At 73.4% G+C, this 23,271-nt stretch carries 26 protein-coding genes; 14 read left to right on the top strand and 12 right to left on the bottom strand.

What is annotated here, in order from left to right; translation table 11 throughout:
* Complete coding sequence (locus ASG63_RS16475; RefSeq protein WP_082559349.1) at window positions 1-573, top strand: UPF0262 family protein; 573 nt, start codon at window positions 1-3, stop codon at window positions 571-573.
* A gap of 42 nt (window positions 574-615) precedes the next feature.
* Window positions 616-1,077 carry an arsenate-mycothiol transferase ArsC gene (locus tag ASG63_RS16470; RefSeq protein WP_056218603.1) on the top strand — a complete coding sequence of 154 codons (462 nt, stop codon included), beginning with the start codon at window positions 616-618 and terminating at the stop codon, window positions 1,075-1,077.
* Here ASG63_RS16470 and ASG63_RS16465 read toward each other — a convergent pair.
* The gene (locus tag ASG63_RS16465) at window positions 1,055-1,915 is read right to left on the bottom strand and encodes a C40 family peptidase (RefSeq protein ID WP_056219453.1); all 861 of its coding nucleotides are present in this window, start codon (window positions 1,913-1,915) and stop codon (window positions 1,055-1,057) included. The two genes, ASG63_RS16470 and ASG63_RS16465, sit on opposite strands and share 23 nt — an antisense overlap.
* Window positions 1,916-2,210: 295 nt before the next feature.
* Here ASG63_RS16465 and ASG63_RS16460 point away from each other — a divergent pair, with 295 nt between their 5' ends.
* Window positions 2,211-2,567 (top strand): hypothetical protein, encoded by a 357-nt coding sequence (locus ASG63_RS16460; RefSeq protein ID WP_244472681.1) that lies wholly within the window; start codon window positions 2,211-2,213, stop codon window positions 2,565-2,567.
* Between the two features lie 61 nt (window positions 2,568-2,628).
* Here the strand turns inward: ASG63_RS16460 and ASG63_RS16455 are convergent, their stop codons facing one another.
* From ASG63_RS16455 to ASG63_RS26565, 5 genes are all read right to left on the bottom strand, one after another.
* Window positions 2,629-3,312 (bottom strand): SDR family oxidoreductase, encoded by a 684-nt coding sequence (locus ASG63_RS16455; RefSeq protein ID WP_056218598.1) that lies wholly within the window; start codon window positions 3,310-3,312, stop codon window positions 2,629-2,631.
* Window positions 3,313-3,468: 156 nt separating this feature from the next.
* Window positions 3,469-4,185 (bottom strand): MgtC/SapB family protein, encoded by a 717-nt coding sequence (locus ASG63_RS16450; RefSeq protein ID WP_056218592.1) that lies wholly within the window; start codon window positions 4,183-4,185, stop codon window positions 3,469-3,471.
* A gap of 51 nt (window positions 4,186-4,236) precedes the next feature.
* Window positions 4,237-4,938, bottom strand: coding sequence for an orotate phosphoribosyltransferase (locus tag ASG63_RS16445; protein WP_056218588.1), 702 nt, complete (start codon window positions 4,936-4,938; stop codon window positions 4,237-4,239).
* Between the two features lie 157 nt (window positions 4,939-5,095).
* Entirely contained in the window at window positions 5,096-6,787 is a 1,692-nt protein-coding gene (locus tag ASG63_RS16440) for a methyl-accepting chemotaxis protein (RefSeq protein ID WP_056218584.1), read from the bottom strand.
* Between the two features lie 354 nt (window positions 6,788-7,141).
* Window positions 7,142-8,041: an alpha/beta fold hydrolase gene (locus ASG63_RS26565; RefSeq protein WP_056218580.1), complete on the bottom strand. Its 900-nt coding sequence runs from the start codon at window positions 8,039-8,041 to the stop codon at window positions 7,142-7,144.
* Window positions 8,042-8,182: 141 nt separating this feature from the next.
* Between ASG63_RS26565 and ASG63_RS26560 the strand changes: the two genes are divergently transcribed.
* The 11 genes from ASG63_RS26560 (at window position 8,183) to panC (ending at window position 17,897) form a co-directional block, all read left to right on the top strand.
* Entirely contained in the window at window positions 8,183-8,410 is a 228-nt protein-coding gene (locus ASG63_RS26560; RefSeq protein ID WP_200917621.1) for a hypothetical protein, read from the top strand.
* A 372-nt stretch (window positions 8,411-8,782) separates the two neighbouring features.
* The gene (locus ASG63_RS16425) at window positions 8,783-9,793 is read left to right on the top strand and encodes an AAA family ATPase (RefSeq protein ID WP_056218574.1); all 1,011 of its coding nucleotides are present in this window, start codon (window positions 8,783-8,785) and stop codon (window positions 9,791-9,793) included.
* Window positions 9,794-9,864: 71 nt separating this feature from the next.
* Entirely contained in the window at window positions 9,865-10,758 is an 894-nt protein-coding gene (locus ASG63_RS16420; protein WP_244472719.1) for a DUF58 domain-containing protein, read from the top strand.
* 42 nt (window positions 10,759-10,800) lie between these two features.
* A complete protein-coding gene (locus ASG63_RS16415) occupies window positions 10,801-11,259 on the top strand; it encodes a DUF4381 family protein (RefSeq protein ID WP_056218569.1) in 459 nt (152 codons plus the stop codon).
* 3 nt (window positions 11,260-11,262) lie between these two features.
* On the top strand, window positions 11,263-12,288 hold the full coding sequence (locus ASG63_RS16410; RefSeq protein ID WP_056218567.1) for a VWA domain-containing protein: 1,026 nt from the start codon (window positions 11,263-11,265) through the stop codon (window positions 12,286-12,288).
* Window positions 12,285-13,214 (top strand): vWA domain-containing protein, encoded by a 930-nt coding sequence (locus ASG63_RS16405; protein ID WP_056218564.1) that lies wholly within the window; start codon window positions 12,285-12,287, stop codon window positions 13,212-13,214. Before ASG63_RS16410 ends, ASG63_RS16405 begins: the two co-directional genes overlap by 4 nt.
* Complete coding sequence (locus ASG63_RS16400) at window positions 13,214-14,122, top strand: tetratricopeptide repeat protein (RefSeq protein WP_056218562.1); 909 nt, start codon at window positions 13,214-13,216, stop codon at window positions 14,120-14,122. Before ASG63_RS16405 ends, ASG63_RS16400 begins: the two co-directional genes overlap by 1 nt.
* Before the next feature lie 83 nt (window positions 14,123-14,205).
* Window positions 14,206-15,570 (top strand): BatD family protein, encoded by a 1,365-nt coding sequence (locus ASG63_RS16395; RefSeq protein ID WP_056218558.1) that lies wholly within the window; start codon window positions 14,206-14,208, stop codon window positions 15,568-15,570.
* Window positions 15,567-16,493, top strand: a complete 927-nt coding sequence (bla, locus tag ASG63_RS16390) for a class A beta-lactamase (protein WP_056218555.1) — start codon at window positions 15,567-15,569, stop codon at window positions 16,491-16,493. Before ASG63_RS16395 ends, bla begins: the two co-directional genes overlap by 4 nt.
* Before the next feature lie 50 nt (window positions 16,494-16,543).
* Window positions 16,544-16,939, top strand: coding sequence for a hypothetical protein (locus tag ASG63_RS16385; RefSeq protein WP_056218553.1), 396 nt, complete (start codon window positions 16,544-16,546; stop codon window positions 16,937-16,939).
* 100 nt (window positions 16,940-17,039) lie between these two features.
* Entirely contained in the window at window positions 17,040-17,897 is an 858-nt protein-coding gene (panC, locus tag ASG63_RS16380; protein WP_056218550.1) for a pantoate--beta-alanine ligase, read from the top strand.
* A gap of 12 nt (window positions 17,898-17,909) precedes the next feature.
* Here the strand turns inward: panC and ASG63_RS16375 are convergent, their stop codons facing one another.
* The 6 genes from ASG63_RS16375 to ASG63_RS16350 all read right to left on the bottom strand — a co-directional run bounded on the left by ASG63_RS16375 (window position 17,910) and on the right by ASG63_RS16350 (window position 23,150).
* On the bottom strand, window positions 17,910-19,235 hold the full coding sequence (locus tag ASG63_RS16375; protein WP_443189805.1) for an extracellular catalytic domain type 1 short-chain-length polyhydroxyalkanoate depolymerase: 1,326 nt from the start codon (window positions 19,233-19,235) through the stop codon (window positions 17,910-17,912).
* A gap of 89 nt (window positions 19,236-19,324) precedes the next feature.
* Window positions 19,325-19,750, bottom strand: coding sequence for a hypothetical protein (locus ASG63_RS16370; protein ID WP_056218545.1), 426 nt, complete (start codon window positions 19,748-19,750; stop codon window positions 19,325-19,327).
* A 144-nt stretch (window positions 19,751-19,894) separates the two neighbouring features.
* Window positions 19,895-20,620 carry a DNA polymerase III subunit epsilon gene (dnaQ, locus tag ASG63_RS16365; protein WP_056218542.1) on the bottom strand — a complete coding sequence of 242 codons (726 nt, stop codon included), beginning with the start codon at window positions 20,618-20,620 and terminating at the stop codon, window positions 19,895-19,897.
* 72 nt (window positions 20,621-20,692) lie between these two features.
* On the bottom strand, window positions 20,693-21,307 hold the full coding sequence (coaE, locus tag ASG63_RS16360; RefSeq protein WP_056218539.1) for a dephospho-CoA kinase: 615 nt from the start codon (window positions 21,305-21,307) through the stop codon (window positions 20,693-20,695).
* Entirely contained in the window at window positions 21,304-22,143 is an 840-nt protein-coding gene (locus ASG63_RS16355) for a shikimate dehydrogenase (RefSeq protein ID WP_056218536.1), read from the bottom strand. Before ASG63_RS16355 ends, coaE begins: the two co-directional genes overlap by 4 nt.
* On the bottom strand, window positions 22,140-23,150 hold the full coding sequence (locus ASG63_RS16350) for a cation diffusion facilitator family transporter (protein WP_082559347.1): 1,011 nt from the start codon (window positions 23,148-23,150) through the stop codon (window positions 22,140-22,142). Before ASG63_RS16350 ends, ASG63_RS16355 begins: the two co-directional genes overlap by 4 nt.
* Window positions 23,151-23,271: the final 121 nt, after the last annotated feature.

Raw genomic sequence — 23,271 nt, 5'->3', positions numbered from 1 at the left:
ATGTCCGGCGCGGCCAATTCGAGCGAAGCGAAATCCCGGGACGCCGAGGTGGCGGACGCCAAGGCGGCGGACGTGAAGGCGGCGGACGTGAAGGCGGGGGAGGCGAAGTCGCCGCATCGCCTCGCGGTGGTGACCCTCGACGAGGAGTCGATCGGGCGGGGCAACCCGGACCAGGAGCACGAGCGCGCCATCGCGATCTTCGACATCCTGGAGGACAACAGCTTCACGGTCCCCGGCCGCGAGGGGCCCTACGCCCTCACGCTCGGGCTCGTGGAAAGCAAGCTCGCCCTCGTCATCAAGCGCGCGGACGGCGACCCGGTGATGACCCACCTCCTGTCGCTGACCCCGTTCCGCCGGGTGATCCGCGACTACGAGATGATCTGCGAGAGCTACTACAACGCCATCCGCACCGCCTCGCCGACCCAGATCGAGGCGATCGACATGGGCCGGCGCGGCCTGCACAACGAGGCGTCCGACCTGCTGCGCCAGCGCCTCGAGGGCAAGGTCGACCTCGACCACGACACCGCGCGCCGCCTCTTCACTCTGGTCTTCGCCTTGCACTGGAAGGCCTGAGCCGCGACCCCACTCGAAGCGCGAGGCTGAGAAGAAGACCGGATGGCGGACGCGACCGGCCCGAAGAAGACGCGCGTGCAGTCGGCCCTGTTCATGTGCAACTTCAACGCCGTGCGCTCGCTCGCGGCGGAGGCCATCGCGCGCCACTACTTCGGCAAGTCGATCTACGTGCAGTCGGCCGGCGTCCGCTCCGGCGAGCCCGCCGACCCGTTCATGGTGGCGGCCCTCGACGAGATCGGCATCGACGCGACGCGCCACAAGCCGCGCACCCTGGCCCAGCTCGAGGAGTGGGAGGGCCTGAACTTCGACCTCATCGTCACCCTGGCGCCCGAAGCCCACCACGCCGCCCTGGAGCTGACCCGCACCAACGCGGTCGAGGTCGAGTACTGGCCGACCCCCGACCCGACCCACATCCAGGACGGCACCCGCGAGCAGCGCCTCGACGCCTACCGCGACGTCCGCGACGGTCTGGTCTACCGGATCAAGATGCGGCTGAAGGCGTAAGACGCCGGAGCGACGTCACCGGCCCGAAACTCTTCTCCCGGATGCGGGCGACGGCCTCGGCGAGGGGCTCCACCGCCACCGCCATGTGGTGGCCGTTGGCGTGGATGAGTCGGGCGGCGTCGAGCATCAGCCCGACATGGCCGCGCCAGAACACGAGATCGCCGCGCCGCAGACCCTCGAAGTCCGGGGGCAGGGCCTCGCCGAGCCCGCGCTCCTGCTGGTCGGCGTCCCGCGGCGCCAGGATCCCGGCCTGCGCGAGGCAGAGCTGGACGAGGCCCGAACAGTCGAGGCCGAGACTGGTGCGCCCACCCCAGAGATAGGGCGTGCCGACGAGGCGTTCGGCGGTGGCGGCGTAATCGGGTTCGACGGCGTCGAGGGGCGCGCAGTGGCCGGCAAAGACGTAGCCACTCGCGATCCGGAGATAGTCGCCCCGGGTCTCCGTCGGTCGGAGGCGGGCGCCCAGGGTCAGCCAGCCGCTGGCGGGCTGCTTCAGGTCGGGGCCCGGATAGAGGAAGCTGCGCAGGGCGGTGATGCGGTGCGTCGGCGCCTGCGCGGGCCCGAGGGCCGCTTCGGGGAGGTAGCCCACATAGCCGTCATGGGCGAACTGGACGAAGACGAAGCCCTCCTCGGCGCCGTAGGCGGTCACCGCGTCCCCCATCACCGCCTCGGTCTCGAGACCGGCATCGAAGCGGGGCATCCGGCGCAAGGGGGCCGAGGGTACGACCACCGCGCGGGTCTCGCCCACGACGTAGCGTTCGGCCGCCACATGGCCGCGCAGGCGCACATCGGCGATCTCGGGCCGGGCCGGAACGAGACGCGCGTCGGTGAGATCGAACAGAGAATCCGCCATAGCCCCCACTCTCATGGCCCCGACTATCGACGCTCGCCGACCGCATCGCAACAGCCCGGACGCGTCCCGAGGGCACGCGGCATTTCGACGCCTGGCCCTGCCCATTCGGCCGGCAGGGCGCTTCTCGTCCAGGCAGGTCCCTTCAAAGGCTCGCCGAAGGCGCTGATCGAAAATCCATCACGCCCCCGCGATGCATCGGACGCGCGGCTCGCCCCGCATGTGTGCACTGCACAAACGGCCGGATCGCGCGTATGGTCCGGTGATGCCCCAAGCGAGTCGCGCCGTGAAGAAGCCCTCGAAGTCCTTCCAGGATCTCCCGCCGATCCGCGTGCGGCGCGAGCCGCCGACCATCCCGGAGGCCGTCGCCGCGGCCCAGGACCTCGCCGACGACATCGAGCAGCAGGTGGAGATCGCCGCCGGCCTCATCGGCCTGCCGCCGGAGGCGGTGCGCGAGCACGTGGTCGCCGCCGCCAAGGTCCGGTCCGAGGCCAAGCCCGATCGGATCTCCGAGCGGATGCCGGAGCGCATCTTCACCGCCGCCAGCCCGAGCCGGGCACCGCGCACCGTCATCGTCGAGCGCCGGACCCGGCCGCCGGTGGTGGTCGAGCGGCGCGGGCGACCGCCGATCGGGCGCCCCTGACCGGAGGGCCGGCTTTCCGCCGGCCCCCGGGTCTTTCGCCGCTCGACCAGTCCAGGGGACCCTACCAGTCCAAAGTCTTGCCGGTGTAGTCGAGATAGGCCGTACCGCTCTGTCCGAGCCGGGCCGCGATCACGTCGGCCATGCCGGTGACGCTGGTGGCGACGTCGATGTCGGCATCGGCCCCGCCCATCTCGGTGCGGACCCAGCCCGGATGCAGCAGCAGCACGCCGAAGCCGGCCTCCCGGTGGCGGATCTCGAAGCTGCGCACCAGGGTGTTGAGGGCGGCCTTGCTCGCCCGGTAGTTCTCCCAGCCGCCGGATTCGTTGAGGCCGACGCTGCCGAGGATCGAGCTCATGAAGGCGACGAGGCCCTTCGGCGCCAGCCGGTCGAGGAAGGCCTCGGCGAAACGCACCGGGCTGATCGCATTGGTCAGGTAGACCTGGGCGGCGACGTCGCGTGGCACCAGGTGCAGCGGCTCGTGGGCCTGAGTCGCCACGCCCGCCACCACGAAGATCAGGTCGAAGCTCTGGCCCGCCAGGCGGTCGTGCAGGGTGGACACCGCGCGATCGTCGTCGATGTCGGCCGTCTCGACCGTGAGGGCCTCGGAGGCCAGCGCGGCGAGGCCTGGGGAGGCCGAGCGCTGCGTCGCGGTCACCCGCCACCCGCGTTGGAGGAAGGTCTCGACGAGGCCGAGCCCGAGGCCGCGCGAGGCCCCGACGATGAGCGCGTTCTTCTGGGATGCCATGGTGATCCGTGTCCTTGGTTCGCGGAAGGGGTTCGCGGAAGGGCCGGGCGCCCGGGGGCAGCGCCGCCCTCCCCTGTCCGGGGAGGTTGGACGAAGGCGTCGGTCCGGCAATCCGGGCCGCGGGCGCCGAGGTGCGCGGGCGCACCCGCGCGGGCCTCAATCCGCCGTCTGCACCGACCAGGTCGCGTGCTCGATCCCGGGCATCCGCGCGAGGCCCGCCACCACGGCGTCGAGCTCGGCGCCGGCCACCGCCGTCGCCACCAGGGTCGCCACCACCTCGACGGTGTCCTCGCCCCGCTCCACCACCTCGATCCCGCCGACGGGGTACTGCGCCGCCTCCAGGCGCTCGACCAGGAGGTCGCGGGCCGGGCCGGCGCCGTCCGCCTGCACCGTCACCTGCACCTCGTAGGTCGCCTCGGTCTGGCTCTCGTCGATGGGCGCGCGGTTGATGGCGTTGACGAGGGGCCGCAGCAGGGTGTTGCCGGCGAGCACCGCGGCGGTGACGAAGGCCGCCTCCAGGGGAAAGTCGGCGCCCGCGAAAGCGCCCACGGCGGCCGAGCACCAGAGGGTCGCGGCGGTGTTGAGGCCGCGGACGTTCATGCCCTCCTTCATGATCACGCCGGCGCCGAGGAAGCCGACGCCCGAGATCACGTAGGCCACCGTGCGGGTGCCGCCGGGCGCCCCTTCGAGGCGCATGCCGAGGTCGACGAAGGCGGCCGCCCCCACCGCCACCAGGACGTTGGTCCGCAGGCCGGCCGTGCGCTGTCGGTACTGGCGCTCGGCCCCGATCAGGGTGCCGAGCCCGAAGGCGACGAGGAGGCTGATCGCCGAATTGACGGCTTCGGGCATCGGCCCGGACAGGAAGGGGATCATCGTCCTGCCCTGACGCGGTCCCGTGACGGGACCATGACGGCGCGACCGGGATCAGGCCTGCGGGTAGTCGGAGATGCCGCCATGCGCCGCCGACCACTTGGCGGGCTCGTGCAGGAAGCTCTCCACCTCGGCGAGGATCTTCGGGTCGAAGTGGCCGCTCTCCTTGGCCACCGCCAGCACGTCCCACCAGGTGGTGAGGTAGTGCAGCTGGACGCCGAGGTCGGCCATGAGTTCGCGGCTGTTGGGGAAGATGTCGTAGAAGAACATCACGAAGCAGTGGTCGACCTGGGCGCCGGCATCGCGCAGGGCCTTGCAGAACAGCGCCTTGCTGCGCCCGTCGGTGGCGAGATCCTCCACCAGCAGGGTCCGGGCGCCCTCCACCACCTCGCCCTCGATCTGGGCGTTGCGGCCGAAGCCCTTGGGCTTCTTGCGCACGTACTGCATCGGCAGCATCAGCCGGTCGGAGATCCAGGCCGCGAAGGGGATGCCGGCCGTCTCGCCGCCGGCCACGTGGGTGATCGACTCGTAGCCGATGTCGCGCACGATGGTGGCGGCGGCGAAGTCGTTCAGGGTGGAGCGCAGGCGCGGATACGAGATGATCTTGCGGCAGTCGATGTAGACCGGGCTCGCCCAGCCCGAGGTGAAGGTGAAGGGCGTCTCCTGGTAGAAGTGCACCGCCTTGATCTCGAGGAGCATCTTGGCCGCCTCGCGGGCGATCACGGCGCGGTCGATCGGCAGGAAGGAGGTCGTCATGCGCGGGTTCGCTCTCGTGCGGGCGGCGGCCGCGGCCCCGTCCCGCCTCCGGGAGGGGCCGCGCATCCGTCTGAAGGGTTGCGTTCTCCTTCCCGCCAACCGCCAGGGGCGTCAACCCTGGAGATCGCCTGGAGATGGGCGCGCCCTCGCAGGCCCCTCAGGCCGCCTTCACGTCGGCGAGGAATCCGCCGACCGCGCGGGTCAGAGTCTCGGAGTGCCGGGCGAGCTCCTGGGCGGCGCTGAGCACCTGCGAGGCGGCCGCCCCCGTCTGGCCGGCGCCATCGCGCACGCCGGCGATGTTGGTGGTCACCTCCTCGGTGCCGCGCGCCGCCTCCTGCACGTTGCGGGTGATCTCCTGGGTCGCGGCCCCCTGCTCCTCCATGGCGGCGGCGATCGAGGCGGCGGTGCTCGACATCTCGCCGATGATCCGGCCGATGGTCTCGATGTCGGTGATGGCCTCCTGGGTCGCGGTGCGGATCTCGGTGATGCGCTCGCCGATCTCGCCCGTGGCCTTGGCGGTCTGCCCGGCCAGTTCCTTCACCTCGGAGGCGACGACGGCGAAGCCGCGGCCGGCCTCGCCGGCCCGCGCCGCCTCGATGGTGGCGTTGAGCGCCAGGAGATTGGTCTGCGCGGCGATGCTGGAGATCACCTCGACGAAGGCGCCGATGCGCTCGGTGGTGCCGGCGAGGCGGCGCACGGTGGCGTCGGTGCGCTGGGCGTTCTCCACCGCCTGGTCGGCGATGCGGGCCGACAGGCTGACCTGGCTCACGATCTCCTGCACCGAGGCCGACATCTCCTCGCTGGCCGCGGCCACCGTCTGGACGTTGGCGGAGGTCTCCTCGGCCGCCCCCGCGACGATCACGGTCTGCTGGTTGGTCTGGGCGGCGACGCTGCTCATCGACTGGGCCGTGGCCTCCATCTCGGTGGCGGCGCCCGCCAGCCCCTGGGTCAGGATCGAGACGTTGCCCTCGAAGGCCTGGGTCAGGGCATCGAGACGCTGGGCCCGGCGCATCTTGGCGGCGTCCTCGGCCGCCTGCGCCTCGGCGAGGCGCCGGGCCTCTAGGGCGTTGTCCTTGAAGACCTGGAGCGCGCGGGCCAGGAGACCGACCTCGTCCCGCCGCTCGGTGCCCGAGACCGTCACGGCGAGGTCGCCGGCCGCGAGCCGGCCCATCGCCGCCGTCATGGCGGCGAGCGGGCGGGTGACGCCGTAGAGGGTGATCAGCGCGAGCAGGCCGACCGCGACGCCGAGGCCCAGGGTGGCGGTGACGATGAGGGTGCGCGTGGCGCTCTCGGCCGTTTCGGCCGCCGCCTGCTTGGCGATCTCGAGGTCGCGCAGGTTCGCGGCGACGCGGGCCGCCACGCTCCGGGCGATCGTGAGCCGGGCCGGGCGGACCTCCTGCTTCGAGATCTGGGCGGCCGCCGCGTTCTCGTTGCGCAGGCCGAGGGCGATGGAGCGGTCGGCGGTGGCGAAGAACGCCTCCAGCTCGCTGCGGACGCCCTGCAGGATGCCGCGGCGCTCCGGCGTGTCGGCCAGGGCGAGCAGGCGGTCGCTGGCCTCGAGGGCGGCTTTCCGGCTCGCCTGGTAATGGGCGAGGTCCTGCTGCATCAGCGCGGCGTCGGTCTCGATGATGGTGTTCTTCTCGGCGATCACCGCCTCGTCCACGGCCAGGGCCAGTTGCTGGGCCAGGGAGAGCCGGGCGGCGCGGACATCGACGATCTGGGTCGTGTTCCGCCCGAGGGTGTCGAGGTTGGCCCGCGCCAGGACCACCAGTCCGACGGCCACGAGGATGAGGATCAGGCTCGGGACGGCGAGCTTTCCCAGAAGCTTGAGGTTGTTGAACGTGCGCATGAGGCCCCTGCGACCGGCGCCGGCGCAGGACCTTGATCGGTCTCTCAGGGACGCGGCGTCGTGCTCACGTTTCTGTGATACGGCGCTGAAACAATGATTAACGTATGCGAATTTTTCTGCAACTGATGGAAGTTTAGCGGCAACCTGGTTGTATTCCGAAGTTTTCCGATCCGGGCGATGATCCCTTATCCATCTCGCTCTGAGGCCTGCCGGAGCGTCGCGGCGAACCAAATGCTCGAAACCCTGCCCTCGGTCTTCGACAGCGACGGAAATACCGTCCGAACGCGCGCGAGGATCACACGCGTGAAGCTCCGGTGCGGGCGGATCTGACGCTCTGCCGGCCGCCTCGCCCACTCACCCCAGAAAGGATTGCAGGGCCGCCAGGGTCGCGGCGGGGTTCTCTTCGGCCAGGAAATGGCCGGACGTGACCTCGGCGGCGACGGCGCCCGGCGCGAAGGTGCGCTGCCAGGCGGCGAGCGGCGTCTCGGGCTCACGGTCGAGATAGCTGTCGCCGGTGAGGATCAGGGTCGGGCAGGCCAGCCGACGCCCGGCGGCGAGGTCCGCGAGATCGGCGTCCCGGTCGCGGGTGGCCCCCGCCCGGTAATCCTCGCAGAAGGCGTGGATGCGCTCGGGCACGCCCCAGGCCTGCCGGTAGAGATGCAGGGCGGCGGGGGCGAAGGCCTTGAGGGACTTGTCCCCGCTCCAGTCGCGCAGCAGCCCCTCGAAATAGGCGTCCGGGTCGCGACCGATGGCCTGCTCCGGCCCCGGGGCGGCCTCCGCCAGGAAGTGCCAGTGCGAGGGCTTGCGCGGGTTGGCCTCGATCCGCTCCCACTGGACCAGGGTCGGCAGGATGTCGAGGAGGGCCAGCCGGGCGATCCGCCCGGGCTCGTCGAGGGCGAGGCGGTAGCCGATGCGCGCACCCCGGTCGTGACCGACCAGGGCGAAGTGGACGTGGCCCAGGGATTCCATCACCGCCGCCACCTCGGCCGCGAGGGTCCGCTTGGCGTAGGCCTCGTGGCGCGGGTCGCCCTCCGGCGCGGCGGACCAGCCGTAGCCCTTGAGGTCGAGGCAGATCACCCGATGGCGCTCGGCGAGGGCCGGCGCGATCCGGTGCCAGCAGGCGTGGCTCTGCGGGAAGCCGTGGAGGAGCAGCACCGGCCTCCCGTCCTCCGGCCCGCCGATGCGGGCGAAGAAGCGGCCGGCCGGGATGTCGATCCAAGGGGCGGCGAAGCGGGGGAAGAGATCGGTGGTCACGGGCGGCGCCTCCGGCAGGGGCCGGGGGAACGCACGGGGCCGGGCGCCGGTTCGCAGTCGCGGACAGCGTCGCTTCGGCTGGAAGCGGGCGATTTTCCGACTAGATCCGCCCCATCCGCTCTCCTCAGCAGGATTTTCCCGATGCACACGTGTGTGACCGCCCTCGCCCTGGCCGCCGGCCTCGCCCTGGCCAGCCTCGTTCCCGCCCAGGCCGCCGGGTGCTGCGGAGGCGGCGCCGGCATGATGTGCGGCCAAGGCAAGATGGACATGCGGGCGGGCGCCATGAAGCCGTCCCGGACCAAGAAGGCCGCCTGCTGCTGCGCGGGCATGGCCGGACACGGCGCGGCCCCGATGTCGAAGAAGCTCTGAGCCGGACCGGACCACGTCTCCCGCCGAGGCCGTGGTCGAAGACGAGGCGGCACGCGAAAACGAGGCCGCGCCCGCAGAGTTGTGTCCGGACCGGGTGACCCGGCCCGTGCCCTGCGGCCTCGCGGATGCCGGGGCGGGATTGACGCCCGCCCCGCGCAGCGGGCACACCCGAAGGAGGCGGATCGCGCAAGAATCCGACCCAAAAAAGATCACCGAGGAGACGCGCATGGACCGGCCCACCGTTCCTGCTCCGCAGAGTCCTGTTCCGCAGAGTCCTGCCTTGCAGAGGCTTGCCCTGCAGAGACTTGCCCTGCAGAGACTTGCCCCATCGACGATCCGGGCGCTCCGGCCGGCCGGCGCGAGCCCCTCCGCATGAGCGGCGCGGCCCTCGCCGAACGGCCGGCGACCGGCGCTCCGCCCGTGGACGCCGCCCTGCGCGGCCGCATCCTCGCGCTCCGCGAGGGCCTCCTGCACGGGCTCATCGGCGCCGACGCGATGGTCGAGCGCCTCCTCATCGGCCTCCTCACCGGCGGCCATCTCCTCATCGAGGGCGCCCCCGGCCTCGCCAAGACCCGCGCGGTCAAGCGCCTGTCGGACGGGCTCGACGGCAGCTTCGCCCGCATCCAGTGCACCCCCGACCTGATGCCCGCCGACCTGACCGGCACCACCGTGTGGCGCCAGGATGCCGGCGACTTCGAGTTCCTGCCCGGCCCCCTGTTCCACTCCCTCGTCCTCGTCGACGAGGTGAACCGCGCGCCGCCGAAGGTGCAGTCGGCCCTGCTCGAGGCCATGGCCGAGGGTCAGATCACGGTCTCGGGCCACACCCATGCGCTGCCCGACCCGTTCATGGTGGTGGCGACCCAGAACCCGATCGAGCACGCGGGCACCTTCCCGCTGCCCGAGGCGCAGCTCGACCGCTTCCTCCTCCACGTCCTGGTGGAGATGCCGGACGAGGCCGCCGAGCGCCGCATCCTCGACCTCGTCGAGGGCGAATTGAACCACCACGCCGAGGCGATGCCGGTGCGGCTCTCCGTGGCGGAGATCCGGGCCGCCCGGGAAGCCGCCCTCAACGTCTACGTCTCCCCGGCCCTCAAGGACTACCTCGTGCGGCTGGTCGCCGGCACCCGCACCGACGCGGCGGCCCCCGACCTGCGCGCCGCCATCGAGCATCCGGCCTCCCCGCGCGGCACCCTGGCGCTGATGCTCGCCGGCAAGGCGCGGGCCTATCTTCACGGCCGCGACCACGTCATCCCGGAGGACGTGGCGGACCTCGCCGCCGACGCCCTCGCCCACCGCATCGGCCTGACCTGGCGCGCCGCCGCCGAGGGTCAGACGGCCCGGGGCATCATCCGCGGCCTCGTCCAGCGGGTGCGGGCCCTCTGAGCGCGACCATGACCGTGCCGAGCCCGGCCCAAGCCGCAGCAGCCGCAGCCCTGCCGGCCACCGACCCGCTGATGGCGCCGGGCATCCACCTCTCGGGCGAGGCGCTGATGGGCCTGCGCCACCTCGCCCGGCGCGGCTCCGGGCCGGCCACCCGGACGCTGGCGGGCCTGCCCGGCGGGATCGTGACCCGTCGGCGCGGGCGCGGCTCCGAGCCGGACGACGTGCGCCTCTGGTCCGAGGGTGATGACCGCCGGCACATCGACCGCAACGCCACCGCCCGCACCGGCATCCTGCACGTGCGCACCCATCACGACGAGCGCGACCGCGCCGTGGTGCTCCTCGTCGACGTCCGGCCCTCCATGCTCTTCGGCACCCGCCGCGCCCTGCGCTCGGTGGCGGCGGCCGAGGCCCTGGTCCTGCTCGGCTGGCGCATCGTCGGCGACGGCGGCCGCATCGGCCTCGTGGCGGCGGGGGCCGGCGAGCCCGTGGTGGTGCGCCCGGCCGGCGGCGAGCGGGCGATGACCGCCCTCACCGGCGCCCTGGCCCTGGCCCATGCCCGGGCCCTGGCCGACGGATCCGCCGCGGATCCGCCCCTCGCGCCGGCCCTGACCCTGGCCCAGAGCCTGCTGCCCTCGGGCGGTCACCTCGTCATCGGCAGCGCCCTCGACGCGCCGGGCCCGGATTTCGATCCCCTGCTGACGATCATGGCCGAGCGCCTGTCGATCCGCCTCGTCCTCGTGAGCGACGCTTTCGAGCGGGCCCGGCCGCCGGGCTTCTACCCCTTCGCCACGCCGGACGGCCGGCGCGGCACCGTGCAGGCGAGCCGGACCGACCGGGCCTCCCCGGGCACCGATGCCCGCCTCGTCGCCTACGCCCAGCGCGGCATCGAGGGCCTGCGCCTCGACGTCGAGGCCGGCCCGGAGGCCTACGCGCCGCTGATGGAGCGCCTCGATGCGATGCTGTAGGGCGCCAAGCTCTCGGGTACCAAGCCGACAGGGAGGGGCCCGGTGACGCCCGACGCTCCGCCCGGCCTCGACCAGCTGCGCGGCCTGCACCTGCCCGCCGAGACCGGCGGGGCGCAGGGGGCGGTGATGCTCGCCATCGCCCTGGGCTTCACGGCGGCCCTCGTCCTCGGCCTGCTGCGCCTGTTGCGGGCGCGCCGGCGCGGTTCGGTCCGGCGCGCGGCCCTGGCCGACCTCGCCGCCGCCAACGCCCTGCCGCCGGAGCGCCGCCGGGTGGCGCAGGCGCAGCTCCTGCGCCGCCTCGCCCGCACCCTCCAGGGCGACGCCGCGGCCGACGCGCAGGGCGACGCCTGGGCCGCCGCCCTCGACCGGCTCTTCGCTACGACCTTCTTCAGCGCCGGCGCGGGCCGGATCTTCGCCGAGGGGCTCTACCGGCGCGGCGCGTCCGAGCCCGGCCCGGTGGATGCCGAGCTGGCGCGGCTCTTCGCCCGGATCGGGGCCTGAGCCATGCTGACGGAGTTTTGGCCGCACTGGCTCACCGCCCTCGCCTCGGCCTTCGACCTCGCGAGCCCCTATGCCCTGCTGCTCCTGCCCCTGCCGCTCCTGGCGGCCCGGCTGATGCCGCCCGAGCGGGTCGGGGCGAGCGGCGCCCTGCGGGTCCCCCCCTCCCTGGTGGCCGAGGCCGCCCGGGGCGACAGCGTGGCGGCCCGCGGCCGCGGCCGCACCCTCCTGGTCTGGACCCTGTGGGCGGCCCTGGTGGTCGCCCTCGCCGGACCGCGCCTCGTCCTGCCGGCCACCGCCCTGCCGGCCTCGGGCCGCGAGATCATGCTGGTGATGGACCTCTCGGGTTCGATGGAGCGGCGCGACTTCGCCCTGGACGGGCAGACCGTGACCCGGCTCGCCGCGGTCAAGCGCGTCGGCACCGACTTCATCCGCCGCCGGGCCGGCGACCGCATCGGTCTCGTCATCTTCGCCAACGAATCCTACGTCGCCGCGAGCCCGAGCTTCGACACCGCCACCGTCGCCCGCGCCCTCGACGAGGCGACCATCGGCCTCGTCGGGCGCTCCACCGGCATCGGCGACGGCCTGGGCCTCGCCCTCAAGCGCCTGACCCCGGCGGGACCGGAGGCCGAGGGCGCGCCGGTGGCCACCGCCAAGGTGGTGATCCTGATGACGGACGGCGCCAACAATGCCGGCCAGACCACGCCCCGGGACGTGGCCGGCCTCGCCAAGGAGCTCGGCGTCCGGGTCCACACCATCGCGCTGGGCCCCCGCGACCTCTCCAACGCCGACGGCGAGCAGGACGTCGTCGACACCGAGACCCTGCGCGAGATCGCGGATCTCACCGGCGGCCGGATGTTCCGCGTGAAGACCACCGACGACCTCATCGCCATGGCGGACGCCATCGACGCGATCGAGGGCGGGCGCGCCAAGGCGCCGCCGGTGCCCCTGCGCAAGGACCTCTGGCCCTGGCCCGCCGCCCTCGCCTTCCTGGCGGCGGCCGCCCTCCTCGCGTCGCGGCGGATCGCATGAGTCTCCTCGACACCCTGGCGGTCCTGCGGCCCTGGTGGCTGGTGGCGATTCCCGTCGTGGCCGCCCTGGCGCTGCGCGCCGCCTGGCGCTCGGCGCCCCTCGGCGACTGGACCCGGGCCGTCGATCCCGGCCTGATGGCGCTGCTCGCCCGGCGCGGGGCGGTGCGCGGCGGACGCCGGCAGGCGAACCTCGCCGCGGCGCTCGCGGCCGGGCTCGTCGCCCTGGCCCTCACCGGCCCGGCGGTGGAGCGCCCGGACGCCGCCACCTTCCGCAACCTCGACGCGACCGTGGTGGTATGCGACCTGTCGCGCTCCATCGCGGAGGGCGGCCACCTCAAGGACGTGCGCCAGGTGGCGCAGGCGGTGGCCGAGGCCGCCGGCACCCGCAGCGTCGCCGTGGTGGTCTATGCGGGCGACGCCTATCTCGCCGCCCCGCCCACCACCGACCGGGACGCCCTGTCCTCCACCCTGTTCGCCCTGGACGGCGACACCGTGCCGGACCGGGGCACCCATCCCGAGCGCGGCCTCGCCCTGGCCCGCCGCACCCTCGCGGAGGCCGGCGTGATCGCGGGCGACGTCGTCCTCGTCACCGACGGCGACGGCATCGGCGACGCGGCCCTGCGCGAGGCCGCCGCGATCCGTGCCAAGGGCTGGCACCTGCACGGGCTCTTCGTGCCCGCCGGGCCCGGCCTGCCGGCGGGCTCGCCCAAGCCCGACCGGGGCGCCCTCGAGCGCCTGACCGACGCGGGGGCGGGCCGCTTTGCCCTCCTCGACAGCCCCGCCCCGGTGCTCGACGCGGTGGGCGCCAGCACCGCCCAGCACCTCGCCGCCGGGGGCTACACCGTGCTGGCCTTCGCCGATCTCGGGCGCTGGCTCGTGCTGCTGGCCCTGCTGCCCGCCCTCGTCCTGTTCCGCAGGAGCGCCTGATGGCCCTCGGTGTCCTGTCCGACCGCCTGCCCGCCCTCCCCCGCGACTGGACCCGCTGGGCACGCCTCGCTGCCCTGGGGCTCGCGGGCGCCGGCATCCTGGCCCTGACGGCGACGGCGCAGCCCCGCACCAGCCTTGGCCGCGCCCTGCTGGGGGCCGGCCTGCCCGGGGCCGCCGCCTGGGTGCTCGACGACCCGGCCTGGCGCGGCCCGGCCCTCTACCAGGCCGGGCGCTACACGGAAGCCGCCGCCCTCTTCCGCAACGGCGGCCGGCGCAACGCCTACAACCTCGGCAACGCGCTCGCGAAATCCGGCGACCTGCAGGGGGCGCTGGACGCCTACGACGCCGCGCTCCAGTACAACCCCCGCGATGCCGATGCGCAGGCCAACCGCTCGCTGATCGCCCGCCTCGTGGACGAGGGCGCCGGCGATCCCGGCAAGGGCGGCGGCGTGGCCAACGCCACCGCCACGGTGGGGGCGCGCTACAACAAGACCGCGAACCAGGACCCCAACGACGACACCCAGGCGACCTCCAGCGGCGAGGGCCTGGCCGGCAACAAGGAGGGGGGCACCACCTCGTCGACGCCGGGCAACAGCAAGGTCGCCCGGCGCGGCAAGGCCGAGCAGGTCTCGGTGGATTCCGGCAAGGGCGAGGCCCGCGGCTCGGCCAGCGACGCGGCGGGGCGCGGCCGCACCGGGGCGGGCTCGGCCATGGTCGCGGCCGCCCCCGAGCGGGAGGTGCGCCGGGTGACGAAGAGCTTCGAGGCCCACGAGATCCGACCCGACCGCCTCTGGCTGCAGACCCTGCCGGACGATCCCGGACGCTATCTCAAGCTGCGCCTGAAGGCGGAACAGGCAGCCCGCGTCGAGGCCGGCACAGCGGTGCCGGGGGGAAGCAACCCATGGTGAGTGTAAGGCAGCACCCCCTCTCCCCCCTGCGGGAAAGGGTAGCCTGGATCAGCGGGTCGGGAGAGGGGGCAACCTCTCCGGAGATGGCGCGCGCCTCTCCCGGTCGCTTCGCGATCACCCTCCCCCGCGGAGGCGGGAGGAGTTTTGCGGCGCGCCTGATCCTGATCCTCACGTGCCTCGCCCCCTTCCCCACCCGGGCCGAGATCGGTCCCGGCGACCTCACCCTCACGGTGACGCCGGAGCGCAACGGCAACGCCGATCCGTTCTCCCGCGAGATGGTGCTGCTGCGCATCCACGGGGTCTACCGCCAGCCGATCCTGCTGGAGGAGGTGATCCAGCCGTCGCTGGCCAATTTCAGCTGGACGCAGCTCGGCCGCGACGCCTGGTCGAAGACCCGCCTGCCCGACGGGCAGGTGGCCATCGCCTTCGACCGGGTGGTGGCGATCTTCCCGCACCATCCGGGCGACTTCACCATCGATCCGTTCCTGCATCGCCTCACCGTCAACGACGGCGGCAAGCGGGTCGTCGTCGACGTGCCCTCGGCTCCGGTGACCCTGCCCGTCGCCACCTGGACGAAGCCGGTGGGCGGGCCCGACGCCAAGGAGCCCTGGTGGCTCCCGGCCAAGGACGTGACGATCACGGATTCCTGGAGCCCCGATCCCGAGACGGTGAAGCTCGGCGAGACCACCCGGCGCATCGTCACCCTGGAGGCGCAGGGCATGGTCGCCGAGGGACTGCCGCCCCGCCCGGTGATGCGCACGCGCGGCATCCTCACCTTCGCCGGGCCGGTGACCCGCGAGACGATCATCACCCCCACCGGCCCGGTGGCGCGGGCGACCTACCAGTGGGACGTGCGCCCCGCGATCGAGGAGATCATCCCCCTCGACGCGATCGTCATCCCGTGGTTCGACACCGTCTCGCGCACCCTGCGCGAGGCCGAGATTCCCGCCCGCCAGATCGGCGGCGGCCTGCCCGACAGGGACGACGAGGCGAAACCCGTCCTGCCGGCCTCTCCCCTCTTGGTGGCGACGGCCGCCCTCGGCGCCTTCGGCCTCGGCCTCGCCCTGCTCGGCTTCGGCAGCGGCGGGCGTTCGGGACGCCGGCGCCTCGACGCGCGGACGCGCCGGGCGCTCGGCCGCGCCGCCTCGGCCCGGGACGCGCGGGCCTTCCGCGCGCATCTCCACCCCTTCCTCACGGAGCAGCCCGACCTCGCGCGGGCCTGGCGGGCCCGGCCGGAGGTCGCCGCAGGCCTCGATGCCCTGGATTCCCACCTCTACGGCCCCGGCACCGTCGCAGCCCCCGACCTGCCCAGCCTCGCCCGGGCCCTGAGCCGGCCGATCGCTGCGGGAGCGCAGCCGACGGCGGCCCCCTCGCGCCTCGCGCCCCTCGACGGCCGGGCCCTGACCTCGCCAAGACCCATCCGAGACCCATCGACCGGAACCGCATGAGCCTGACGCGACGGATCCTCCTCGGGGCGGGGGCCCTCCTGCCCCTGCTGAGCACGGCCCAGGGCCAGGGCCAGGGCAAGGGCCACGAGACCGATCCAGGCCCCCAGGACCGGTTCGCCGAGGCCGGTGCGGCGTTGGCGCGGATCGCCGGCGACCTCGGCGGCCGGGCCGGGATCGCGGTCCTCGACACGGGCGGCGACCCCGCCCTGCTGCACGACGCCGAGGGCGCCTTCCCGCTCTGCAGCACCTTCAAGCTGCTCCTCGCCGCCGCGATCCTGGCCCGGGTCGAGGCGGGGCGCGAACGGCTCGACCGGCGCCTCGCCTACGGAGAGGCCGACCTCGACACCTACGCCCCCGTCACCACGCGCGCCCTGAGGGCGGGCGGACCGGAGGCCGGGGCGATGTCCGTGGAGGCTCTGTGCGCCGCCGCCCTGGTCTGGAGCGACAACACCGCCGCCAACCTCCTGCTCGCCGCCATCGGCGGTCCCGCGGCCCTGACCGCCTATGGCCGGGACCTCGGCGACCCGGTGACCCGCCTCGACCGGACCGAACCCGACCTGAACGCGGCCGTGCCCGGCGATCCCCGCGACACCACCCGGCCCGCCGCGATGGCAGCGACCGTCGGGAAGATCCTGCTCGGGCCGTCGCTGACGGAGGCCAGTCGCGCCCGGCTCGAGGGCTGGATGACGGCCTCCCGCACCGGAACGAAGCGCCTGCGGGCGGGGCTTCCGGCCGATTGGGGCGTCGGCGACAAGACCGGCAGCGGGGCCTACGGCACCGCCAATGTGGTGGCGCTCCTGCGCCCGCCGGCCCGGGCGCCCCTGGTGGCGGCCATCTACCTCACGGGGTCGGACACCACGAGCGAGGCCCGCGACGCGGCCCATGCGGCGATTGGCCGGGTCATCGCCGCGACCTATGGTTAACACTCGGTTCACGCCTGCCTGACACGGTCGTCCCGCGAGGAGTGGACCCGATGCGGCGTGGCGGTGTGGCGATCAGACGGGGCGGGGCGGGGCTCGTGCTCCTGGCCGGATTGACGGCAGCCCCCGCCGGCTCAGCAGATCTCGGCGGCCTCGCCTTCCCGACCCCCGGGCGCGCGGTGGAGGGCTACGGGGCGGAGCCCGAGGGCCTGCCGCGCTACTTCCCGCGGGCGGAGGAGGAGGGTGGCGTGGCTCACCTCGCACCGGTGCCGCGCCGCCGGCTGGCCGGCTGCATCCCGCGGCGGGTACCCATCCCCACCGATGCCCTCGGTGACCCGAGCTATGTCGGCTCGGCCTACGGCCTCGGCAAGCCGAGCTATTACGGCTTCACCCCGCCCCTCGGGGTCGACGATCCCTACGGCCGGCCCCTGCGGCCCTATTGTCCCTGAGGCGTCTGGCGTCCCGGCGGCGGGGCGATTAGGTCTCGCGCCGGGATGCGATCCGCGTCCGCGAGACCCTGCCGAAGACCTTGCCGAGGACGAGCCGCCGATGTCCGATCCCGTCTCCCTGCTCCGGTTCACGTCCGTCGCCCCCCTGCGCACCACGGTCGCCGCCTGGCGCCGGGCCGACGAGCGGGTGGTGCTGGTGCCGACGATGGGCGCGCTCCATGCCGGCCACCTCGCCCTGATGGCGCGGGCGCGCAGCCTCGGTCGGCGCGTCGTGGCGAGCATCTTCGTCAATCCGACCCAGTTCGGCCCGAACGAGGATTTTTCGCGCTATCCCCGCGACACCGAGGCCGACCTCGCCCTGCTGGCGGAGGCGGGGGTCGATGCCGCCTACCTGCCGGAGGTCTCCGGGATGTACCCCGAGCACTTCTCGACCCGGATCGAGGTGGGCGGCCTCACCGAGGGCCTGTGCGGCGCCTATCGGCCGGGTCACTTCTCGGGCGTCGCCACGGTGGTGACCAAGCTGCTCAACCAGGTCCAGCCCGACTGCGCGCTGTTCGGCGAGAAGGACTACCAGCAGCTCCTAGTGATCCGCCGCGCCGTGTGCGACCTGGACCTGCCCGTGGAGATCCAGGGCGTCCCCACCCTGCGGGAGGCGGACGGCCTCGCTCTGTCGTCGCGCAACCGCTACCTCGCCCCCGAGGAGCGGGCGCGCGCACCGCGCCTCCACGCCGTCCTGTCCGAGATCGCCGCAGGCCTCGCGGCCGGCGGAAGCGCCGGCCCCCTGGTCGAGGGAGGCCGGGCCGCGCTAGCGGCGGCGGGCTTCGAGCCCGTGCAGTATCTCGAGGTCCGCGATGCCGAGACGCTGGCGCCGGTGGAGCACGCCACGCGGCCGGCCCGGGTGCTGGCGGCGGCCTATCTCGGCCGCACGCGCCTCATCGACAACGTCGCGGTGGGTTGACCCGCCGGACGTTCAGGCCCGTCCCGCCGCGAGGGGATTGGCCCGGAAGAAATCGAGCATCGCCCGCGTCGCGTCGGGCCCGCGCGGATCGGTGTAGCTGCCGGCCGGGCTTCCGCCGGACCAGGCGTGGCCGAGGCCGCGCACGATCCAGCCCTCCACCGCGACCCGGCCGTCCGCATCGGCGTAGCGGGTGCGGGTGTAGGGCAGGCCGCCCGGGCTCACCGCCTCCGCCGCCTCGGGCGTCAGCCCGTCGATGCCGGCCTGGGCCAGCGCCTGCTCGCCGTTGCGGGGGTTCACGGTGCCGTCGCTCTCCCCGTGGAACACGATGGTGGGCACCCGCACCGTGGAGACCGCGCCGTCGGCAGCGGCCACGGGGCCGAGGCGCATCACCGTGAGGGCGGTCGAGACGTCGCGGGCACAGCCCGCCGCGAGGCCGGAATGGATGCCCACCGCCGCGTAGAGGTCGGGATAGGCCCGGGCGATGTTCACCGCCGCCGCACCGCCCGCCGACAGGCCGGCGATGTAGACCCGGGTCGGATCGACTCGATGCTCGGCGATGAGCGCGCGGGTCAGCCCGGCGATGATCCCCGCCTCGCCGGAATCCCGGCCCTGGTCGCCGGGCTGGAACCAGTTCCAGCAGCGCTGGCCGTTGGCGCGCCCGCTCTGGGCCGGGTAGGCCACGAGGAAGCCCTCCGCCTCCGCGCGGGCGTTCATGCCGGTGCCGGCGGCGAAATCGTCCGGCGACTGGGTACAGCCGTGCAGCATCACCACCAGGGGCAGGTCGGCATGGGCGTCGCTGGGAACGAACAGCTTGTAGTCCCGTGCCCCGGCCGCGTTGGAAAAGCTGTGCTCCGTGAAGCTGCCGCCCTCGGTGAGGGGCGCACGAGCTTGGTTCAAGCCCGACGGGCCGAGACCGCCGGCCAGGCCCGAGACGAGAGTGCCGAGATTGCCGACGAGGCTGGAGGGGGTCGCCCCGCCGGGACCGGCCTTGCCGAGGCCCCCGAGCACCGGGGCGATGCCCCGCGTCACCGTTTCCACGACCTTGCGCAGCTTCTCGGGGAGGATCGCGGCGAGGCGCGCCTCCTCGGCGGCGGCCGAACCCGACGGGGACTCGGTCTGGAACGCGGGTTTGGATTCCGGCTTGGCCGCCGGGCCGGTCTCGACGCGCTCGGCCACGAGATCGATGGTGTGGGGCTGGGGCGCCGGAGCGCCGTGGTCGGCCGCGGAACGGGGGGGCGTGCCGGCGAAGCCGCGCTGCAGCAGGTCCGTCGCGTCCTGCAGGCGTCCGGCTGCCGTGAGGCGCGTCGCCTCCATCATGTCGGCGAGGCGGTCCTGCATCCGGTTCGAAGGGTCGGTCATGGGGTTCGCTTTCCGGCTCGACGACGGGTCGAACCATGCGAGGTCGGGAACGCGGTTTTTGGAGATTGTCAGAGGAGGCGGTCGGCGAGGGCCGCCTTCACGGCCGGAGTCGCCTGCAGGCTTCCCATGACCTCGATCGACGCGATGACCTCGCGGGCCAGTTCCGGGGTGACGTCGGGCGCGATGCTGGCGAGCCCGAGGACGCGGATGTCGAGGCGGATGCCGCTGGCGCGCGCGGCCTCGAGTTCGGCCCGGTCGTAGCGGCGCAAGCCGAGTTCGACGCCCTTGCGGGCCACCGATTGCCGGGTCACGTCGCCGTGGCGCGCGATCTGGTTGCGCACGGCCGTACGGATGAAGTCGCTCCGGTTGGCGTAGACGCTCTCGGACACGAGAAGATCGATGTGGCCGAGATCGACGTAGCCGAGATTGATCGTGATCTTCTCGGTGTCGCCGACCCGAATCGGCGCCCTGGGCTTATCCTCGAGATCGAGCATCGGACCTTCCCGTTACCATCCAGTGGGATGGTATATGGGAGGCTTTTGTTGCGATGCAATAAGGAGCCTCGTGCGTCGCAGCATCGTGACGGCGACGGGACGGAACGAACAACCTGCGCCGGTCCAGACCGGTTCGACCGGCCTTCAGGCGGTCTCCTCCTCGCCGAGATAATCGCGCCAGACCGCACCGCCGCCCCCGAGGGTCGCGATGAAGGCCGCGTGCCGGGTGCGCTCGGCCTCGCTGAGCCGATGGCGCAGCGGGCGCGGCCCCACCGGGACGACCTCGCCGCCATCGCCGAGGATCACCACCTCCTCGGCCTCCGTCATGGCGAGCCCGAGGCTGGTCTGCTTGCCGCCGAGGAGCTCGACATAGACCTCCGCCAGGATCTGTGCGTCGAGGAGCGCGCCGTGCTTGGTCCGCCGCGTGGTGTCGATGCCGTAGCGCGAACACAGGGCATCGAGGTTGTTGGCCGCCCCCGTATGCTTGCGGCGGGCGAGCTGCAGGGTGTCGACGACGTCGGCGAGGTCGATGGGCGGGGGCGCCGCCGCGCCGAGGCGGGCGTATTCCATGTTGAGGAAGCCGACGTCGAAGGGCGCGTTGTGGATCACCAGGGGCGAGTCGCCGCAGAAGTCGCGGAATTCGTCGACGATGTCGGCGAAGAGCGGCTTGTCGGCGAGCATGGCGTCCGAGATGCCGTGCACCGCGAAGGCGCCCTGGGAAACCGGCCGGGTCGGATTCACCAGTTTGTGGAAGACCTTGCCCGTCTGCACGTGGTTGATCAATTCGACGCAGCCGATCTCGATCAGGCGATCGCCGTTCTTGGCATCCGTGCCGGTGGTCTCGGTGTCGAGGACGATCTCACGCAGCATCGAAGGGTCCTGATCGAAGGGTCCCGGAGGCAGGGGCCGCAAGCTCCGACCTTGCGCCCTCCAGGGCCGGCGTCAAGGCGCCGCCGGCACCGATCCCGCGGTCAGTTGCCGGATGATCGACGCCACCTCGGCCTCGGCGTGGTCGAAACCCAGGCTGGTATCGAGGACGAAATCGGCGCGGGCCTGCTTCTCGGCGGCGGGCCACTGCTTGGCGCGGATCGCCTCGAAGGTCGCCGCATCCATCCCGGGCCGGGCGAGCACCCGGGCGCGCTGCACGTCGGGCGGGGCGGTGACCACCAGGACCCGGTCGCAGCGGGCCTCGCCGCCGGTCTCGAACAGGAGCGGGATGTCGAGGAGCACCAGGGGCGCTTCGGCGTGGCGGGCGAGGAAGTCCCGGGCCGCGGCCTGGGCCAGGGGATGGACCAGGGCCTCGAGGGCGGCGAGGCGCTCGGGCGCGCCGATCACCGCCTCCCGCAGGCGCGCCCGGTCGACGGCGCCGTCCGCGTCCAGGGTTCCGGGGAAGGCCGCGCCGATGGCGGCCGCCGCTGCACCGCCGGCGCCGTAGAGGGCATGCACCGCCGCATCCGCGTCGTGGACCGGCACGCCGTGGCGCGCGAACATCGCCGCGGTGGCCGACTTGCCCATGCCGATCGAGCCGGTGAGTCCGAGGATGACCGGCCGGCTCATGCGGGCGCCAGGTCCGCGACGATCCGGGCGCGCAGGGCCGGCGTCACGCCCGGGGTCGTGCGGAACCAACGGGCGAAGCCCGGCACCGCCTGGTGCAGCAGCATGCCGAGGCCATCGACCGCGGGTAGCCCCCGTGCCCGGGCCGCCGCGAGGAGGGGCGTCTCCAGGGGGGCGTAGACGATGTCGGCCACCGCCGCGTCCTCGGGCAGGGGCAGGAGGTCGAGGGCGAGGGGGGGATGGCCGACCATGCCGAGCGACGTGGTGTTCACGAGGAGCCCGGTGCGGGCCATGGCGTCCGGCAGCTCGTGCCAGGCGACGGCCTCGACCCGAGCGGGGTCGAGGGCCACCAGGGCCTCGGCCCGGGCCGGCGTCCGGTTGGCGACCCAGACCCGCGACAGGCCGCGCTCCAGGAGGCCGACCACGATGGCGCGGGCGGCGCCGCCGGCCCCGAGCACCAGGGCGGTGCCGCCGCCGCGCTCGGTCCAGCCGAGGCCCAGGCTCTGGTCGAGATGGGCGACGAAGCCGGGGGCGTCGGTGTTGTCGCCGCAGAGGCGCTCGGACCCGTCGAAGAACAGGGTGTTCACCGCCCCGATCCTCTCCGCCCGCGGCGTCAGGGATTCGACCAGCCCGAAGGCCGCCTCCTTGTGCGGGATGGTGACGTTGCCGCCGGCGAAGCCGTTCGCGCGCAGTCCGGCCAGGAAGGCCGGAAAGGCCTCCGGCGCCACGTCGATGCGCTCGTAGCGGCCGTCGATGCCGTGCTCGGCGAGCCAGTGTCCGTGGATCAGCGGCGAGCGCGAATGCGCGATGGGATGTCCGACGACGAAGGCACGGATCATACGGTGCAATCTCCGGCGAGCGCGCAGGCGGGGCCGCCCGCCTCCTCGATCTGCAGGGTGGCGTGGCCGATGCCGAAGCGGCTCCGCAGCTCTTCGGCCGTGGCGATGAGGAAGCCGTTGCCCGGATGCCCCTCCGCCATGACGAGGTGCGCCGTCAGGGCGATGTCGGTGGTGCTCATTGGCCAGATGTGGAGGTCGTGCAGATCCGCCACGCCGGCGCGCGCCCGCAGGTAGGTACCCACCGCCGCCGGGTCGATGCCGGGGGGTACCGCCGAGAGCGACATCACCACGCTGTCCCGCAGGAGGCCCCAGGTCGCCCAGACGATGAGGCCGGCGATGACGAGGCTGACCAGCGGGTCGATCCAGGCCGCTCCCGTCAGCACGATGATGAGGCCGGTCACCACCACGCCGGCCGAGACGGCGGCGTCGGCCAGCATGTGCAGGTAGGCGCCGCGGATGTTGATGTCGCTGCCCTTGCCCGAAGCGAAGAGCCAGGCGGTGGCGCCGTTGACGAGGATGCCGAGGCCGGCGACCACCATCACGGTCAGCCCCGCCACCGGCTGCGGCTCGGGGGCGACCAGACGCACGATCGCCTCCCAGGCGATGGCGCCGGTGGCGACGAGCAGGAACACCGCATTGAACAGCGCAGCGAGGATCGAGGAGCCGCGCAGACCGTAGGTGAAGCGCGGCGTCGGGGTGCGCTTCACCAGTACAGAGGCGATCCACGCCACCAGCAGCCCGAGCACATCCGACAGGTTGTGGCCGGCATCGGCCACCAGGGCCATGGACTCGCTGGCGAAACCGTAGATCGCCTCGATGACCACGAAGGCGATGTTCAGGCTGATGCCGATGGCGAAGGCGCGCCCGAAGGTGGCCGGCGCGTGGGAATGCCCGCCGCCCCCGTGGGAATGGCCGTGCCCGGCAGGGGCAGTGCTGGGGATAGGCGCGCGGGCATGCCCGTGATCGGCGTGGTCGTGATCGTGAGGATCGTGCGCGTGCTCAGCCATCGGTCCCGCTTTCAGTCCCGCCTTGGGCCGTACCGGAGCGCCGGGCCGCCCGTGCGCGGCCGGCACCGGCTCCCGGGTTCACCGCATCCCGGCATCCTGTGATCCCGGGATACAGGGCAAA

The sequence above is a fragment of the Methylobacterium sp. Leaf94 genome, assembly GCF_001426045.1.
In the GTDB taxonomy this organism is placed as follows: Bacteria; Pseudomonadota; Alphaproteobacteria; order Rhizobiales; family Beijerinckiaceae; genus Methylobacterium.
This window is presented reverse-complemented; position numbering and strand designations above follow the sequence as displayed.

What these genes read in the sequence shown, in the direction of transcription:
- ASG63_RS16370 (WP_056218545.1), bottom strand. Translation starts at nt 19,750, where the DNA reads ATGCTCGATCTCGAGGATAAGCCCAGGGCGCCGATTCGGGTCGGCGAC.
- ASG63_RS16475 (WP_082559349.1), top strand. Translation starts at nt 1, where the DNA reads ATGTCCGGCGCGGCCAATTCGAGCGAAGCGAAATCCCGGGACGCCGAG.
- ASG63_RS16420 (WP_244472719.1), top strand. Translation starts at nt 9,865, where the DNA reads ATGGCGCCGGGCATCCACCTCTCGGGCGAGGCGCTGATGGGCCTGCGC.
- dnaQ (WP_056218542.1), bottom strand. Translation starts at nt 20,620, where the DNA reads ATGCTGCGTGAGATCGTCCTCGACACCGAGACCACCGGCACGGATGCC.
- ASG63_RS16450 (WP_056218592.1), bottom strand. Translation starts at nt 4,185, where the DNA reads ATGATCCCCTTCCTGTCCGGGCCGATGCCCGAAGCCGTCAATTCGGCG.
- ASG63_RS16355 (WP_056218536.1), bottom strand. Translation starts at nt 22,143, where the DNA reads ATGATCCGTGCCTTCGTCGTCGGACATCCCATCGCGCATTCGCGCTCG.
- panC (WP_056218550.1), top strand. Translation starts at nt 17,040, where the DNA reads ATGTCCGATCCCGTCTCCCTGCTCCGGTTCACGTCCGTCGCCCCCCTG.
- coaE (WP_056218539.1), bottom strand. Translation starts at nt 21,307, where the DNA reads ATGAGCCGGCCGGTCATCCTCGGACTCACCGGCTCGATCGGCATGGGC.
- ASG63_RS16470 (WP_056218603.1), top strand. Translation starts at nt 616, where the DNA reads ATGGCGGACGCGACCGGCCCGAAGAAGACGCGCGTGCAGTCGGCCCTG.
- ASG63_RS16385 (WP_056218553.1), top strand. Translation starts at nt 16,544, where the DNA reads ATGCGGCGTGGCGGTGTGGCGATCAGACGGGGCGGGGCGGGGCTCGTG.
- ASG63_RS16395 (WP_056218558.1), top strand. Translation starts at nt 14,206, where the DNA reads ATGGCGCGCGCCTCTCCCGGTCGCTTCGCGATCACCCTCCCCCGCGGA.
- ASG63_RS16440 (WP_056218584.1), bottom strand. Translation starts at nt 6,787, where the DNA reads ATGCGCACGTTCAACAACCTCAAGCTTCTGGGAAAGCTCGCCGTCCCG.
- ASG63_RS16405 (WP_056218564.1), top strand. Translation starts at nt 12,285, where the DNA reads ATGAGTCTCCTCGACACCCTGGCGGTCCTGCGGCCCTGGTGGCTGGTG.
- ASG63_RS16445 (WP_056218588.1), bottom strand. Translation starts at nt 4,938, where the DNA reads ATGACGACCTCCTTCCTGCCGATCGACCGCGCCGTGATCGCCCGCGAG.
- ASG63_RS16375 (WP_443189805.1), bottom strand. Translation starts at nt 19,235, where the DNA reads ATGCAGGACCGCCTCGCCGACATGATGGAGGCGACGCGCCTCACGGCA.
- ASG63_RS16410 (WP_056218567.1), top strand. Translation starts at nt 11,263, where the DNA reads ATGCTGACGGAGTTTTGGCCGCACTGGCTCACCGCCCTCGCCTCGGCC.
- ASG63_RS16400 (WP_056218562.1), top strand. Translation starts at nt 13,214, where the DNA reads ATGGCCCTCGGTGTCCTGTCCGACCGCCTGCCCGCCCTCCCCCGCGAC.
- ASG63_RS16455 (WP_056218598.1), bottom strand. Translation starts at nt 3,312, where the DNA reads ATGGCATCCCAGAAGAACGCGCTCATCGTCGGGGCCTCGCGCGGCCTC.
- ASG63_RS16350 (WP_082559347.1), bottom strand. Translation starts at nt 23,150, where the DNA reads ATGGCTGAGCACGCGCACGATCCTCACGATCACGACCACGCCGATCAC.
- ASG63_RS16425 (WP_056218574.1), top strand. Translation starts at nt 8,783, where the DNA reads ATGAGCGGCGCGGCCCTCGCCGAACGGCCGGCGACCGGCGCTCCGCCC.
- ASG63_RS26560 (WP_200917621.1), top strand. Translation starts at nt 8,183, where the DNA reads ATGCACACGTGTGTGACCGCCCTCGCCCTGGCCGCCGGCCTCGCCCTG.
- bla (WP_056218555.1), top strand. Translation starts at nt 15,567, where the DNA reads ATGAGCCTGACGCGACGGATCCTCCTCGGGGCGGGGGCCCTCCTGCCC.